At 72.6% G+C, this 14,669-nt stretch carries 10 protein-coding genes and 1 pseudogene; 5 read left to right on the top strand and 6 right to left on the bottom strand.

Going from position 1 to position 14,669, the window contains the following annotated elements:
* Positions 1-103: 103 nt before the first annotated feature.
* Positions 104-1,348, top strand: a complete 1,245-nt coding sequence (locus tag ABD259_RS24315; protein ID WP_344165501.1) for a styrene monooxygenase/indole monooxygenase family protein — start codon at positions 104-106, stop codon at positions 1,346-1,348.
* Between the two features lie 107 nt (positions 1,349-1,455).
* Here the strand turns inward: ABD259_RS24315 and ABD259_RS24320 are convergent, their stop codons facing one another.
* A complete protein-coding gene (locus tag ABD259_RS24320; RefSeq protein WP_344100961.1) occupies positions 1,456-3,033 on the bottom strand; it encodes a glycerol-3-phosphate dehydrogenase/oxidase in 1,578 nt (525 codons plus the stop codon).
* Positions 3,034-3,576: 543 nt separating this feature from the next.
* Between ABD259_RS24320 and secA2 the strand changes: the two genes are divergently transcribed.
* From secA2 to ABD259_RS24335, 3 genes are all read left to right on the top strand, one after another.
* On the top strand, positions 3,577-5,880 hold the full coding sequence (secA2, locus tag ABD259_RS24325) for an accessory Sec system translocase SecA2 (protein WP_344100959.1): 2,304 nt from the start codon (positions 3,577-3,579) through the stop codon (positions 5,878-5,880).
* A gap of 91 nt (positions 5,881-5,971) precedes the next feature.
* Complete coding sequence (locus tag ABD259_RS24330) at positions 5,972-7,423, top strand: sensor histidine kinase (protein WP_344100957.1); 1,452 nt, start codon at positions 5,972-5,974, stop codon at positions 7,421-7,423.
* Positions 7,420-8,067, top strand: a complete 648-nt coding sequence (locus ABD259_RS24335) for a response regulator (protein ID WP_344100955.1) — start codon at positions 7,420-7,422, stop codon at positions 8,065-8,067. Before ABD259_RS24330 ends, ABD259_RS24335 begins: the two co-directional genes overlap by 4 nt.
* A 368-nt stretch (positions 8,068-8,435) precedes the next feature.
* Here the strand turns inward: ABD259_RS24335 and ABD259_RS24340 are convergent, their stop codons facing one another.
* The 4 genes from ABD259_RS24340 to ABD259_RS24355 form a co-directional block, all read right to left on the bottom strand.
* Positions 8,436-10,742 carry an acetate--CoA ligase family protein gene (locus tag ABD259_RS24340; protein WP_344100953.1) on the bottom strand — a complete coding sequence of 769 codons (2,307 nt, stop codon included), beginning with the start codon at positions 10,740-10,742 and terminating at the stop codon, positions 8,436-8,438.
* The gene (locus tag ABD259_RS24345; protein WP_344165506.1) at positions 10,739-12,244 is read right to left on the bottom strand and encodes a class I adenylate-forming enzyme family protein; all 1,506 of its coding nucleotides are present in this window, start codon (positions 12,242-12,244) and stop codon (positions 10,739-10,741) included. Before ABD259_RS24345 ends, ABD259_RS24340 begins: the two co-directional genes overlap by 4 nt.
* 210 nt (positions 12,245-12,454) lie before the next feature.
* Positions 12,455-12,856 carry a VOC family protein gene (locus ABD259_RS24350; protein ID WP_344165504.1) on the bottom strand — a complete coding sequence of 134 codons (402 nt, stop codon included), beginning with the start codon at positions 12,854-12,856 and terminating at the stop codon, positions 12,455-12,457.
* Positions 12,825-13,286, bottom strand: a complete 462-nt coding sequence (locus tag ABD259_RS24355) for a Zn-ribbon domain-containing OB-fold protein (protein WP_344100949.1) — start codon at positions 13,284-13,286, stop codon at positions 12,825-12,827. The genes ABD259_RS24350 and ABD259_RS24355 overlap by 32 nt, the downstream gene beginning before the upstream one ends.
* 201 nt (positions 13,287-13,487) lie before the next feature.
* On the opposite strand from ABD259_RS24355, the gene ABD259_RS24360 reads away from it, so the two are divergent.
* Complete coding sequence (locus tag ABD259_RS24360) at positions 13,488-14,267, top strand: SDR family NAD(P)-dependent oxidoreductase (protein ID WP_344100948.1); 780 nt, start codon at positions 13,488-13,490, stop codon at positions 14,265-14,267.
* Between the two features lie 298 nt (positions 14,268-14,565).
* On the opposite strand, the pseudogene ABD259_RS26005 reads toward ABD259_RS24360, so the two are convergent.
* Positions 14,566-14,669 (bottom strand): annotated as a pseudogene (locus ABD259_RS26005) (IS982 family transposase); the annotation flags it as partial.

Raw genomic sequence — 14,669 nt, forward strand, 5'->3', positions numbered from 1 at the left:
CGCGGGATCCCCTGTCCCGTAGGCGGTTTCACGTTTCTCAGCCGCGGCTTCGCGCCCCTACACTTTCGCTCGCCGTGATCATTGTCCAGAGGGGCGGGCTGGTATGCGCAGGATCCTGGTGTGCGGCGCGGGCCAGTCCGGATTGCAGCTGGCGCTGGGGCTGCAGGAGGCGGGCTACGACGTCACGGTCGTGTCGGCGCGGACAGCGGACGAGATCCGGTCAGGTCACGTCACGTCCACCCAGTGCATGTTCGGCACCGCCCTGGCCATCGAACGCGAGCAGCGGCTCAACCTGTGGGACCGGACCGCCCCGCGGATCGACGCGCTCGGCGTCTCGGTCGGGGGCGTGGGCGGCGGTGGCCGCGCCGTCGACTGGCTCGGCCGACTGGACGGCCCGGCGCAGTCGGTGGACCAGCGCGTGAAGATGGCGCGGTGGCTGGAGGAATTCGAGAATCGCGGCGGCACGGTGGTGGTCCACGGCGCCACCGTCTCCGACCTGGAGTGGTACACGCGCCTGTACGACCTCGTGATCGTCGCCGCGGGCCGGGGAGAGCTGGTCGAGCTGTTCGACCGCGACCACAGCCGGTCCCGGCACACCGCGCCGCAGCGGTCGCTGTCGGTGATCTACGTGTACGGCATGGAACCCCGGCCGGAGCATCCCCATGTGCCGGCGGTGCGCTGCAACCTCATCCCGGGTGTGGGCGAGCTGTTCGTCATGCCGGCCCTGACCCACAGCGGACCGTGCGACATCCTGTTCTTCGAGGGGATCCCCGGCGGCCCGCTGGACGTCTTCGGTGATATCCGCACTCCGCGAGAGCACCTGTGGCGGACCCTGGAGCTGATGCGGCTGTTCACCCCGTGGGAGTACGAGCGCTGCCGCAACGTGGAGCTCACGGACGCCCGGGCGGTGCTGACGGGCGGCTACACCCCGGTGGTCCGGCACCCCGTGGGCCGGTTGCCGAGCGGGCGGATCGTGCTGGGCATGGCCGACGCCGTCGTGGCGAACGACCCGATCACCGGGCAGGGGTCCAACTCCGCGAGCAAGGGAGCGGCCCTGTACCAGCGGGCGATCCGCGCGCACGGGGACCGCCCCTTCGACGCGGCGTTCATGACCGCGACCTTCGAGCAGTACTGGGAGTACGCCCGGCACGTGACGGCGTGGACCGACGCCATGCTGGCGTCCCCCGCCCCGCACATGCTGCGGCTGATCGAGGCCGCCGAGCGGCACCGGGGAATCGCCGACCGCTTCGCCAACGGCTTCGACGACCCCGCCGACCTGGGGTCGTGGTTCCTCGACCCGGTCGGGGCGGCGCGCTACCTCGCCTACATCACCATGCACGACGACTGAGAGGCGCCCACACGGATGCGCGCCCGTGCCCATCGGGGATGGAGTGGGAAAAGGCGATGGGCACGGGCGCGCGGGTCAGATGGCGCGTGGTACGTCGAGGGCGCGGGTTACTCGGCGCCCTCCGCCAGCAGAGCCTCGGTGCGCTTGCGGACGTCCTCGTCGTCGAGGCCGCGGATCATGACTGTGGTGCGGCGGCGCAGCACGTCCTCCGGGCTGACCGCCCACTCGTGGTCGCGGGCGTAGACGACCTGCGCCCAGATGTCCGGGCCGTCGGGGTGGATCCGCTCGCCGAGCGACGGGTCGCGGCGCACCAGCTCGGCGATGTCCATGGACACGCTGCCGTAGTGGGTGGCGAGGTGCCGGGCGACCAGCGGGTCCATCCGCACGGGCGGGTCCTGGTCGACCATCAGGCGGTGGGCGATGCCCTCCGGGCGGCCGAGGCCCGGCAGCGGAACGGTCTTGAGGGTCGGGCTCATCTCCTCGGCCAGCGGCACCGAGCCGAGCTTCTTCAGCCGGTCGATCACCATCTGGCCGATGTGGCGGTAGGTCGTCCACTTGCCGCCGGCGACCGACAGCATGCCGCCGCGGCCCCGCGTCACCACGGTCTCGCGCTTGGCGGAACTGGTGTCGCCCGGGCCGCCGGGCAGGACGCGCAGCCCGGCGAAGGAGTAGTTGATCTTGGCCGGGTCCAGCTGGGCGGAGTCGATCGCGGTGCTGGCCTCGCCCAGGATCTGGTCGATGTCGCTCTGCACGACGCCGACGTCGGCCGGGTCGCCCACGTACTCCTCGTCGGTGGTGCCCAGCAGCAGCTGGCCCTCCCACGGGATGGCGAAGGAGACACGGTACTTGTCCACCGGGATGGTGAGCGCGGCGCGCCACGGCCGGTCGGCCTTGACGACCAGGTGCGCGCCCTTCGACAGCCGGATGCTCGGGTCGGCGGCGGGGTCCTCCATGCGGCGCAGGTGGTCGACCCACGGACCTGTCGCGTTGAGCACCAGCCGGGCGTTGATCCCGAACTCGGTACCGTCCACGCCGTCGCGCAGCTCGGCACCGGTGACCATGCCGTTCGTGGTGCGCAGGCCCTCCACGCGCGCGTGGTTGAGAACGACGGCGCCGGCGTCGACGGCGGCGCGCACGGTCATGATCGCCACGCGGCTGTCGTTCATCTGGTGGTCGCCGTAGGCGGCGACGGCCTTGAGGTTCGGGGTCTTGAGCCCGGGGACGAGGCGCTGGGCGTTCGCGGGCGACTTGATGTGGCCGACACCGTCGCCGAAGGCGGACAGCGCCGAGTAGAGGAACACGCCCGCGCCCATCTTGGCCGCGCCGTGCGGGCCGCCCTTGTACACGGGGACGAGGAACGGCATCGGGTTGACGAGGTGCGGTGCGACCGCGCTGGACAGGGCGCGGCGCTCGCGGTGGTTCTCCGCGACGAGCTTGACGTTGCCGGTCTGCAGGTAGCGCAGGCCGCCGTGGACCAGCTTCGAGGAGGCGCTGGAGGTGGCACCGGCGAAGTCACCGGCGTCGACCATGGCGACACGCAGCCCGGCCTGGGTGGCCATCCAGGCGACGGACGTCCCGAGGATGCCGCCACCGATGACGAGCAGGTCGAAGGTGCCGCGGGTGAGCTCAGCGCGGGCCTGTCCTCGTTTCGGGTGGATGAGCTGGGGCGTGGTGATCGTGCGCATCAGTGGGTCAGCCTGTTCGATCCGGTTGGGCGGGTGGGCTCGTCGGGGGGTGTGGACGGTTATTGGACGGTTGTCGGCGGCTGCCCGCCCCCGCGAGACGCCGCCAGTGGTGCGATGCGTGCCGTAGTGTCGACTCTCTGGCGCCGACGCCGCGATCGGGACACCGCGACCTCGGGGTGCTGACGTCGGCGCGTCGGCGGACCGGCGAACAGCAGACGGTCAACAGCCAACGGGCCAAAAGTCAACACTGTCGACCATCGTTCGACATTGTCGAACGTACATGAAAAGACTGCATCCGCCGCAGGCCACTGTCAACTCCCCTTTTTCCACTTATACGCTCCGCTGTCGAACTGGTCCGCGGCGGGGTCGCCTTGCCGCGACAGCGGCGTGTATGGGCGTGTTGCGTTCGTCATCGTCGAAGGCGGCCGTGCGGCGGCGGTGCCGTGGATAGGGAGCGTGCGTACGCAGAGGAGACGCAATCGTGAACTCGTGATGGAACCCCTGGAGACCCGGCGGCGTTACCCTTGCGTGGTGTTCGGACGAATGGCTGAAACCGTCCGCCGGATGCTGGGCAAGCCCGGCGCGGTGGACCTGCGGCCCTATACCAAGCTTTTGCAATCGATCGAGGCCCGTGAGCCGGAGCTGCGCGAACTGAGCGACGCCGAGCTCACCGAAAAGGCCACCGAGCTCGGCAACGCCGAGCTTCCCTATGACCGGGGCGACCTGATCGAGCTGTGCGCGGTGGGCCGCGAGGCCGCGCGGCGGACGCTCGGCGAGCGTCCCTTCGACGTCCAGCTGCTCGGCGTGATGGCGCTCCTCGACGGACACATCGCCGAGATGGCCACCGGCGAGGGCAAGACCCTGGCCGGGGCGCTCGCCGCCGCCGGGTTCGCTCTGCGCGGCCAGCGCGTGCACGTCCTCAGCGTCAACGACTACCTGGCCCGGCGCGACGCCGAGTGGATGCGCCCGCTGTACGACCTCCTCGGTGTCGCCGTCGCCTGGATCGGCGAGGAGTCCACCACCGCGCAGCGCCGCCTCGCCTACTCCGCCGACATCACCTACGCCTCCGTCAGCGAACTGGGCTTCGACGTGCTGCGCGACCGCATGGCCACCGACCCCGAACAGCGGGTCGTCCCGGAGGCCGGCGTCGCGCTCATCGACGAGGCCGACTCCGTCCTCGTCGACGAGGCCCGGGTACCTCTGGTGCTGGCCGGCGCGGCCGAGAGCTCCGCGGCCGACGAGGAGATGGCCGAGCTCGTCCGCACGCTTAAGCCCGGGATCCACTACGAGATCGACAGCGACGGCCGCAACGTCCAGCTCACCGACGCGGGCATCGACACCGTGGAGCGCGCCCTCGGGGGCGTCGACCTCTACTCCGAGGACGACACCTCCGTCCTGCCCCGCGTCAACCTCGCCCTCCACGCCCACGTGCTGCTGCAGCGCGACGTCCACTACGTCGTGCGCGACGGCGGGGTCCGCCTCGTCAACGAGTCGCGGGGGCGCATCGCCCTGCTCCAGCGCTGGCCCGACGGCCTGCAGGCGGCGGTCGAGGCCAAGGAGAAGGTCGCGGTCAGCGAGACCGGCGAGGTGCTCGACTCCATCACCGTGCAGGCGCTGGTCCTGCGCTACCCGACCCACTGCGGCATGACCGGCACCGCCATGGCCGTCGCCGAGCAGCTCCGCGAGTTCTACGAGCTTGAGGTCGCGGTCATCCCGCCGAACAAGCCGAACATCCGCGTCGACGAGGCCACCCGCCTGTACGCCACGCGCGAGGAGAAGGAGGACGCGCTCGTCGACGAGGTGACCGAGGTGCACGCCACCGGGCGTCCCATCCTCATCGGCACCCAGGACGTTGCCGAATCCGAGCTGCTGGCCAAGCGCCTGGCCGACGCCGGCCTGGAGTGTGTGGTCCTCAACGCCAAGAACGACGCCGACGAGGCCGCCATCATCGCCGAGGCCGGGCAGTACGGCGCGGTCACCGTCTCTACCCAGATGGCGGGCCGCGGTACCGACATCCGCCTGGGCGGAAGCGACATGAGCGACCGCGACCGCGTAGTGGAGACCGGCGGCCTGTACGTCATGGGCTTCGGCCGCTATCCCAGTAGCCGCCTCGACGACCAGCTGCGCGGCCGCGCCGGGCGCCAGGGCGACCCCGGCGGCTCGGTCTTCTTCGGCAGCGTCGAGGACGACCTGGTGGCCAACAACGCCCCGGAGACCACCGGGTACCGGCCGGAGGCCGACGGCGAGATCACCGACCCGAGCTGGCTGAGCACGGTCGACCACGCCCAGCGGGTGTCCGAGGGGCAGCTGCTGGACATCCACCGCAACACCTGGCGCTACAACAAGCTGATCGACGTCCAGCGCAGCGTCGTCCTGGAGCACCGAGAAGCCGTACTGATGGAGGACCTGGCCGACCGGCAGCTGGCCGTGGACTGCCCGGCCCAGCACAGTGAGCTCGTGGAGGAGGTCGGCAAGGAGGAGGTCGCGCGCGCGGCCCGGCTGATCACCCTGTACCACCTCGACCGCGGCTGGACCGATCACAACGCGTTCCTCGCCGAGCTGCGGGAGGGCATCCACCTGCGCTTCCTGGGCCGCCGCGATCCCCTCGACGAGTTCAACCGCGATGCCGTCCCGGCTTTCAAGGGCTTCCTGGACGAGGCGCGCACCCGGGCGGCCGAGACGTTCGCCGAGACCGAGGTCGTCGACGGGAAGATCGACATCGCCGCCGTCGGCGTCAAGCGCCCGTCCATGACGTGGACCTACATGGTGCACGATCACCCGTTCAGCACCGACTTCGAGACCGTGGTCGGCCGCCTCAAGGGCGCCCGGCGCGGCGAGGACTCCTAGCGGCTCCGGTCCCGGGGTAGGCCTGGCCCCACCCCGGGAACTCCGGCCAGACCGGTGTCGCGGCTGTTCGGCGGTGCATAGCGTTGGCGCTGTGACAGCGAATAACCCGCGAACACCGCTGAGCGCCGTACGCTGCCGGAGCTATGTGCTGTCCTCCTGGCCGTGGCGGTCCCTCGGCTACCTGGTGACGGCCCTGCCGCTGATGTCGGCCGTGATCCCGGTGCTGACCGTCCTCACCCTGCCGTGGTGGTCGCTGGCGGTGCTCTGGAATGACCACACCGGTGCACGGGCGGGCGCCCCGACCCCGACGCTCCTGGCGGTGTCCGCCGTCTTCGTGCTCGCGGGTGTCGTCGCGTTTGCAGCGTGCGCCCCGCTGCTGGCGCTGCCCCTGGCCGAGGTGGAGCGGAGGCGGCTGGGGATCATCCACACCGAACCCGCGACAAGCGGCCACCGCACACCAGCGGGCCCTGGCCCGGCCGCCTGGCTGCGGCTGCGCTACAGCGAGCCGGTCACCTGGCGCGAGACCTCCTACCTGCTGTTGTTCGTCCCCCTCACCCTGGCCACGTGGACGGTGGTCGGCGGGGCGGCCGCCCTCGTCGCGGTGCTGCTGACCGGCCCCCTGCTGGTCATCGCGGAGGACGGACCCATCTCGATGGGGATCCAGCGGATCGACGATCCGGTCGAGGCCCTCCCCTACGCGCTGGTCGGGGTGGTCCTGCTGGTGGCTACGGCCTACCTCGCAGCCGTGGCCGCCGGCGGACACGGGGCGCTGGCGCGGGTGCTGCTGCAGGGGCCGGCGCGGGGCCAGCTGGAGGCGGAACTCACCGAGGTCACCCGCTCGCGTGCCCGCTTGGTGGACGCTTTCGAGGCCGAGCGCCGCCGGATCGAGCGGGACCTGCACGACGGCGCGCAGCAGCGCCTGGTCGCGCTCACCATGCAGCTCGGCCTGGCCAAGCTGGACCTGCCCGACGAGTCACCGGCGGCCCGCACCCTCGATGCAGCGCACGACCAGGCCAAGGAACTCATTGTGGAGATGCGCGAACTCGTCCGCGGGATCCACCCGAAGGTCCTCACCGACCTCGGACTGCCCGCCGCCCTGCCCGGCCTGGCCGACCGCTGTCCGCTTCCCGTGGACGTTACCGTCGACCTGCCGCGTCGGCTGCCGCCGCACATCGAGGGGACCGCCTACTTCGTGGTGGCGGAGGCCGTGACCAACGTCGCCAAGCACAGCGGGGCGACGGCCGCGTCGGTGGAGGTGCGGCTGGATCGGGGCCGTGCGCGGAACCGGACGGCCGAAGGGGGCCCGGAGCTGCTGGTGGTGGAAATCAGTGACAACGGACACGGCGGAGCCACGGCGAAGACCGGCGCGGGTACCGGCCTGACCGGCCTGGCGGACCGCGTCGCCGTGATGGACGGCAGAATGTTGCTGTCCAGCCCGCCCGGCGGGCCGACCGTGGTGAGAGTGGAGCTTCCGTGCGACCGGATGGAGCTAAAAGCGCACATCAGCGGGACGGGGCAGCCGGAACCGGGGAACAGGTCATGACCGGCGTCGTTCTCGCGGAGGACGGGGTCTTGCTCCGCGAAGGGCTGTCGGGGCTGCTGGAGCGCTTCGGATTCGCGGTGGCGGCCGCGGTCGGCGATGCCGCGGCCCTCGTCGACGCCGTCCGCGAGCATCGGCCGGACCTCGTCGTCACCGATATCCGGATGCCGCCGGGCTTCAGCGACGAAGGGCTGCGCGCGGCGGTGGAGCTGCGCCGCGAAATGCCCGGACTGGCCGTGGTGGCGCTGAGCCAGTACGTGGAACAGAGCTACGCGGGGGACCTCCTGGAGTCGGGTGACGGGAGCGGCGTCGGCTATCTGCTCAAGGAGCGCGTCGTCGACGTCGAGGACTTCGTGCGGACACTGCGCACGGTGCTGGACGGCGGGACGGTGGTGGATTCCCAGGTGGTCCGCCAGCTGCTGGGCCGTCGACGTGATCCGCTGTCGCGGCTGTCACCGCGTGAGCGCGAGGTGCTGGAGCTCATGGCCGAGGGCCACTCCAACGCCGCGATCGAGCGGCGCCTGTTCCTCAGCGAGGCGGCGGTCGGCAAGCACATCGGCAACATCCTGGCCAAGCTCGACCTTCCCCCGGATGACGATGTCAACCGCCGGGTCATGGCGGTACTGGCCTTCCTGCGGAGCGGTTGAGCGGAACGGCGGGGGAAAAGGCTTCGGGTATCGGGTACGCGCGGACCCGTTCGAGGGTGACGCGGGACCTCGCCGGGAATGAACCGCGGCGCTCCGCGGCGATGACCCACGGGCACGGCGCGGTGCTTTCCCACAGTCCGCGATGACCAGGGGATTCTCCCGGTCGGAACCGGGCCGCTGACCGTGATCACCACGGTCGGGGGTGCGGAGAGCGCTTTCCCGCCCTTGGGGCTGTCACTTCGTCCGGTGGCCGACTGGGAGAATTTCACGCCCTGCCGTTGTCGCTGCCGCCGCACCGGCTCCGTCCGGGGATTCCCGCGGCGTATGCCGTGGCCCTGGCTCGGTACCGCGGGCTCCCCCGGGGCGGGTCACGCCTCCGCTGCCCCCGTCCGGGCGCGGGCGGCGGCCTTGCCCGCCTGGATGGCGCTGGCGGCGGCCTCCATCGTCGGGTACACGGGAACCCCGGAGGCGCGGGCCGCGGCGCGTACGTCGCCGAACACCTCCGGTGGCCCGCACTCGGCGTTGCGCAGCACCAGTGTGACCCTCGACCTCGGGAGGCCGGCCTGCAGAGCGGCGATGTGGTCCACGTACTCCAGCAGTCCGGTCAGTCCGGCGGAGGGCCCGGACGGTTCGGCGCGGTCCCAATCGCCGTAGGTGGCGAAGCTCTGCACGTTGACGTGCGCCACCACATCGGTGAACGGGGCGACCGCGCCCCGCACCGACCGGGCGGTCCCGGCCGCGTCGATGGCCTCCACCGCCCGGCGCACCAGATCCTTGCGCCCCCGGGGCCCCAAGGGAACCTCCAGCGGGTTGGACAGCGAGGCGCCCGCGCCCAGTCCGAGGCCGCGCAGTGCGTTCTGGGCCCGGTGGCCGAGGGCGCCGAGCCGCAGACCAGCGGCGTCGAACACGTCGGCGGCCAGCACCCCGGCCCCGCCGCTGGGGCCGACCACCAGCACGTCCGGGGCACCGGCCACGGGACGCCGCGCGTGCAGGTCGAGGAAGTCCAACGCGTCGATGAGCGCGCCCGCGCCGTCGACCAGCGCAACGCCGCACTGCCGGGCCAGGGCCCGCCACACCCGGGCGTCGGCGATCATGCCGCCGGTGTGGGAGGCCGCCGCCCGCCGTCCCTGTGCGCTGCGCCCGCCGATCAGCGCCACGACCGGCAGCCGCCTCCTCGCGGCCGACAACTCCTCGAACAGGGCGCGGCCGTCGCGCGGATCCTCCAGGTAGAGCCCCAGTACGTGGGTTTCGGGGTCGGCGGCCAGGTAGCGCACCAGCTCCGCGGGGGTCACGTCGGCACAGTTGCCGACGGTGGCCACCTTGGCGAAGCGCAGCCCGCGCCGCTCGCCCACCTTGATCACTTCCCCGGCGAGCCCTCCGCTCTGCGAGACCAGGCTGATATGTCCGGGCGCGGCGTGGTCCCCGCCCACGAACGTCTGCCCGCCGGCGGGGGCGTACACGCCCATGCAGTTGGGCCCCAGCAGGCGGGTACCGCTCTCCTCGGCGGCGGCGAGCAGCTCCCGCTCCAGCTCCGCCCCGGCCGCCCCGGTCTCCCCGAACCCGCCGCTCATCACCTGGATGAACGGCACACCGGCGGCCGCGCGGACGGCCTCGACGCACGCGGCGGCGGGTACGGCCACCAGGGCGTAATCGACGTCCTCTGGCACCTCCGCCAGGGAGGGGACGGCGCGGACACCGCCGATGATGTGGGCGCGCGGGTGCACCGCCACCAACCGGGGAGGGCGGGGGTGTGCCGCGTGGAAGGCGCGGTACTGGGTGAGGAACATGTTGCCGAACGTCGACTTCGAGGTGGAGGCGCCGACCACGGCGATGCCGCGCGGCGCGAACAGCCGGGCGAAATCGGTAAAGCGGCCCCCGGCGCCGGGGCCGCGGGGTACGTGCGCCGGTCGCGGTGGGGCGGGGGGCAGCGCGTTCGGCGTCCGCGCCCCGGGGGCGAGGAGCAGCCGGGCGTCGACGGCGGTCGCGCCCGTGGGACCGGCGATCACCGGGTTGAGTTCGAGCTCGGTCCAGGCGTCACCGAGCCGCTCGACCAGCCCGTCGGGACCGCCGACCGCCAGGATCAGGTCGATGAGCGCCGCCCGGCCCACCGGAGCCCGGCCGCGCGCGCCGTCCAGCAGGGCCGCGCCGCGCAGTTCGGCCAGGGCCTCCTCGACGTCGGACCGTCCGACCGGGCACAGCCGCGGCGATGTGTCGTCGAGTGCCTCGGTCCAGATCCCACCGAGCCCCACCAGCAGCACGGGTCCGAACGACGGGTCGCGGACGGCGCCGACGATGAGCTCCACGCCGGGCGCCGCCTGCTCCTCCACGAGGAATCCGGCCGGTTCGAGCCCGTGCGCGGCCAGCTCCCCGCGCATCTTCTCGGCGGCGGGGGCGAGCTGGTCGCGCGCGTTCAGATCGAGGCGGACCGCTCCCACGTCGCTCTTGTGCACGATTCCGGGGCCGAACCCCTTTAGGACGAGCGGGGCGCACAGGCCGGACGCGGCCGCGGCGAGGTCCTCGGATGCCGCCGCGACCGCACCGCGTGGTACGTCGATACCGGCCTGTGCCAGGAGCTGCTTGACCTGTGGTTCCGGGAGGGGAACCGGGGCGGGGGAGCGCGTGGGTGAGTGGTCGGCGAGGTCGGGGAGGGCGGCGTCCGTGTCGTGCGGCGTCATGCGAGATGTCCGAAGCGCGTCCGGATCTCGCGGCGGAGCAGTTTGCCGGGGCCGCCCGAGGCGTCGTTAGCGTGGGGCAGGTCATCGGTGAAGACGACGACGTCGGGGCGCTGGTGTTCGGGGAGGCGGGCGGCGAGTTCGGCGCGGATGCCCAGCTCGGTCGCGGTGGTCCCGGCGCGTGGCACCACGGCCAGGATCACCTTCTGCTCGCTGGGCTCAGCGCCGTCCTCGTTAGGGGGCGTGCCCACGGCCCCCGCTTCGGCGACGGTGTCGAGCTCGGCGGCGGCCTCCTCGATCTCCGCCGGGCGGGTCCACCGGCCGCTCTTGAGGATGGCGTCGGAGCGTCGGCCCAGCACGTACAGGTGCCCGTCGGCGTCGAGGCGGCCGAGGTCCCCGCCGACGTACCAGACGTCCCGCAGCACCTCGGCGGTGGCCTCGGGCTGCCCGTCGTAGCAGGCCATGCGGTGCGGCCCGGCCAGGTTGATCTCGCCGACCTCGCCGACGACCGGTTCGCCCGAGGGCCGCGTGACCCGGATGGCGCACCCGGTGCGGGCCCGTCCCGCCGACCTCAGGTCCTGGCTCCCATTGTCGAGCCGCCCGCAGGCCGAGTACGGCGCCTCGGTCTGGCCGTAATAGCCGTAGACCGCGGCCCGCGGAATCCGCTCCTTGATGCGGTGCAGCAGCGCGGGGGCCAATGGCTCGCCGCCGAGGATGATGGTGGTCAGCGACGACAGGTCGGCCGTGGTGTGCTCGTCGTCGGCGAACAGCGCGCTGAAGAAGCTCGGGATCAGGCTGACATGGGTGACGCGTTCGCGGGGGACGACGGTCAAGAAGTTCTTCGGGCCCCAGTCCTGCTCCAGCACCAGGCGCAGGCCGCCGTAGAGCGCGGGGCCGGCGATGGCGGTGAAGCCGATGCCCCAGATGATGGCGCCGGTCCCGAAGACGGAGTCGGCGCTGCGGGGGATGTCCTGCCACAGCCGGGCGGTGGCCAGCGCGCTGGCGTGGGTGTGGACCACGGCCTTGGGCGGGCCGGTGGAACCGGAGGTGAAGAACAGCGCGAGGGGGTCGTCGCCCGTGCCGTGGATCTCCGGCTCGGTCTGCGGCGCGGTGGCGCTGAGCGCGTCGAGGTCGACGGTGTCCCCGGCGGGGCCGCCGACTCGGATCCAGGTGCGGACGCGCGGCAGGCGGGGGCGCGCCTGGCGCACCAGCGCGTCCATGCCGGGGTCGTAGACGAGCGCGGTCGCCCCGGAGCGGTCGACCGCGTGTGCCAGCACATCGGCGTCCCAGAAAGGGTTGAGCGCGGCGGTGACGGCGCCCATCTTGAACAGGGCGAGGTAGACCTCGGCGACACCGAGGGTCGCGCCGATGAGGGCGGCCACCCGCTGCCGGGGGCGGATTCCGGCGGCATCCAGCGCGTGGGCACGGCGGTTGACGGCCCGGTTCAGCTGGTCGTAGGTGAGGCTGGTGCCGCCGGAGTAGGTCAGTGCGACCTTGCTGGGCATGGCCAGCGCCCCGGCGGTCAGGACCGCGTAGCCGTAGTTGCCGAAGGAATTGACGGATCCGGTCCGCGTCACGGCGGCCTCCTCGGGGCGGGCGTGCTCTCGGCTGCGGATGTGGTTCGCCGGTGGGGGTGCTCGGGCTGAGGGGGTGGGCGTTCGGTCGCTATGCCTTCCATCACGGACACCGGCACGGCGCGGTTCACCGGGCCGCGGTCAGGTGGGGCGGCTTGTGTAGATCACGACCGGGTGGCCCGCGGGGTCGCGGACCACGGCGCGCGTCTCGTGCGCTCCGGTCTCCGGCGCGCGTTCCACGCGCGCGCCGAGGTCGACGAGTGCGGCGAGGGTCGCGGACAGGTCGTCGACCTTGACGGTGATGGCGGGGGCGCCACTGGTGACGTCGTCGTCCTGCGCGGTGATGGCCAGGGTCGTTCCGCGGCCGTCGAGGGCGGCGTAGTGGTCGCCGTCGACCAGGGTGACGGTGAATCCGAGGCCGTCGCGGTAGAAGGCGATGCTGTCGGCGACGTCGGCGCTGGGGTACACGACGCCGCGGATGGCGGGTGTCGCAGGGGGCTCGGCCGGGGGCTCAGTCGTGGGTTCGGTGGGCGGGTCGGCCATCGCGCTCCTCGGAGCGTAGGGGACGGAAGTCGGGGATCGGGCCGAAGCCCGGGAGCTCGGTGAAGGTGGCGGTCACCGGCATGCCGATGGCGATGTCGCCGGGCGCGCAGTCGCGGATCCCGCCGAAGGCGCGCAGGCCCGGCTGCTCGACGAGTTCCACCCAGGCCACGGCGTAGGGGACCAGCTCCGCGAAGCCGGGCACGAAGGGGCGGTGGACAACGGTGTAGGTGAGGACGCGGCCCAGGCCCGAGACCGGCTCGAAGCCGAGCACGGTGCCCCGGCAGAACGGGCAGGCAGGTTCGGGGAAGTGGACGTAGCGGCGGCAGGCGGCGCACCGCTGGATGGCCAGCCGACCGGAGCGGCAGGCGGACCAGTAGGGCTCGGTGAGCGGTGTGGGGGCCGGGTGCGGTCGCTGCTGGGGCGCGTTCATGCCTGCCGTGACGACCTCCTCCCGCTGCCGCAGGGAACCCGGTGCCGCCGCGGCCGGCTGAGTCCCGACCGTCGTCCCGAGGCGGGGAGGCGGGCCGGTGCCGGCGAGCGTCCCGGTAGAGCCAACCTAGCGTATGCTTGGTTTCTCGACAAGGACGGCCGTCCAATGGGAGCGCCCGGTGGAAAAAGGGGGGTCTGGCTCATGTCCGCGAGCCCGAAGCGACCGGAAGCACCGACCACGCTGCGGGGACCGCGGGAGTACACGGCCCTCGTCACCGGCGGCGCGGGCGGGATCGGACGCGCGATCTGCGCGTCGCTCGCGGAGGCGGGAGCCACGGTCGTGGTCAGCGATCTGGACGCGGCCGCGGCGACCGACGTCGCCGAGGCGCTGCCCGGGGCGCGGGCGGTGGGCATGGATCTGGCGGATCCGGGCACCGTGGCGTCAGGTATCGCGCGGATACACGAGATCGCCGACAGGGTCGACGTGCTCGTGCACAACGCGGGTGTGAGCGCCATCGCCCCATTCGTGGAGAGCGACCCCGCCGACTGGGAGCTGATGTGGCGGGTCAACACCCGTGCCCCCATGCTGCTGACGCGGGCGTTCCTCCCGGGGATGATCGCACGCGGCTTCGGGCGCCTGGTGTTCGTCTCCTCCGACGGCGCCCGCGCCGGATCCGGCGGGGAGGGCGCCTACGCGGCGACCAAGTCTGCGCTGTTCGGGCTGGCCAAGTCACTCGCCCGCGAGACCGCCCGGTACGGGGTGACCAGCAACGTGGTCTGTCCGGGGCCGACCGACACCCCCATGCTGCGCGAGGTGGGCGAGCGGCACCCCGACATGGTCCGAAAACTCGCCCGCCGGATCCCGGCCGGACGCCTCGGGACCCCCGCGGACGTCGCGTCGGCGGTGGCGTTCCTCGCCGGCCCGGCCGCCGGATACATCACCGGCCAGACCCTGTCGGTCAGCGGGGGGATCACGATGTGACGACCGTACCGAGCACGCCCGGGGACGGGGGGAGTCTTCTGTCCGAACGGCCGGTGTCCCGCTTTGGCCCCGTGCCCCCGGCCGCTGCTCCGCCGCCTGCGCGCGCTCGTCAGCACGAGGCGCGCGGATGGGACGGCCGGCCGGTGGGTGCCAGCGGGGAGGCCGAGGTTCGGCCGACGCCCGGGGCGGACGGCGGATACCCCTGCCGGCACCGGGGGTCCGCGCTGGGTCCCCGCGCTGTCCGGGCGGGACGCGTCCCGCGGAGGCGCGGGCGCCTAGATGATTGAGTCCGATGTCTTTAGTGGTCGTAGGCGATCAGGGAGCGCTTGACCGGTGCTCCGGTCTCCCAGTTGTGCCAGATCGCCGCTGCCATCGCGAGCAGCCGCTGGGCGGTGCGGGCGA

The sequence above is a fragment of the Nocardiopsis rhodophaea genome, from assembly GCF_039530945.1.
GTDB classification, from domain to species: domain Bacteria; phylum Actinomycetota; class Actinomycetes; order Streptosporangiales; family Streptosporangiaceae; genus Nocardiopsis_C; species Nocardiopsis_C rhodophaea.

Bases quoted from the DNA above. Each gene is read 5' to 3' on its own strand.
- ABD259_RS24315 (WP_344165501.1), top strand. From the start codon at position 104: ATGCGCAGGATCCTGGTGTGCGGCGCGGGCCAGTCCGGATTGCAGCTG.
- ABD259_RS24320 (WP_344100961.1), bottom strand. From the start codon at position 3,033: ATGCGCACGATCACCACGCCCCAGCTCATCCACCCGAAACGAGGACAG.
- secA2 (WP_344100959.1), top strand. From the start codon at position 3,577: ATGGCTGAAACCGTCCGCCGGATGCTGGGCAAGCCCGGCGCGGTGGAC.
- ABD259_RS24335 (WP_344100955.1), top strand. From the start codon at position 7,420: ATGACCGGCGTCGTTCTCGCGGAGGACGGGGTCTTGCTCCGCGAAGGG.
- ABD259_RS24340 (WP_344100953.1), bottom strand. From the start codon at position 10,742: ATGACGCCGCACGACACGGACGCCGCCCTCCCCGACCTCGCCGACCAC.
- ABD259_RS24345 (WP_344165506.1), bottom strand. From the start codon at position 12,244: ATGCCCAGCAAGGTCGCACTGACCTACTCCGGCGGCACCAGCCTCACC.
- ABD259_RS24350 (WP_344165504.1), bottom strand. From the start codon at position 12,856: ATGGCCGACCCGCCCACCGAACCCACGACTGAGCCCCCGGCCGAGCCC.
- ABD259_RS24355 (WP_344100949.1), bottom strand. From the start codon at position 13,286: ATGAACGCGCCCCAGCAGCGACCGCACCCGGCCCCCACACCGCTCACC.
- ABD259_RS24360 (WP_344100948.1), top strand. From the start codon at position 13,488: ATGTCCGCGAGCCCGAAGCGACCGGAAGCACCGACCACGCTGCGGGGA.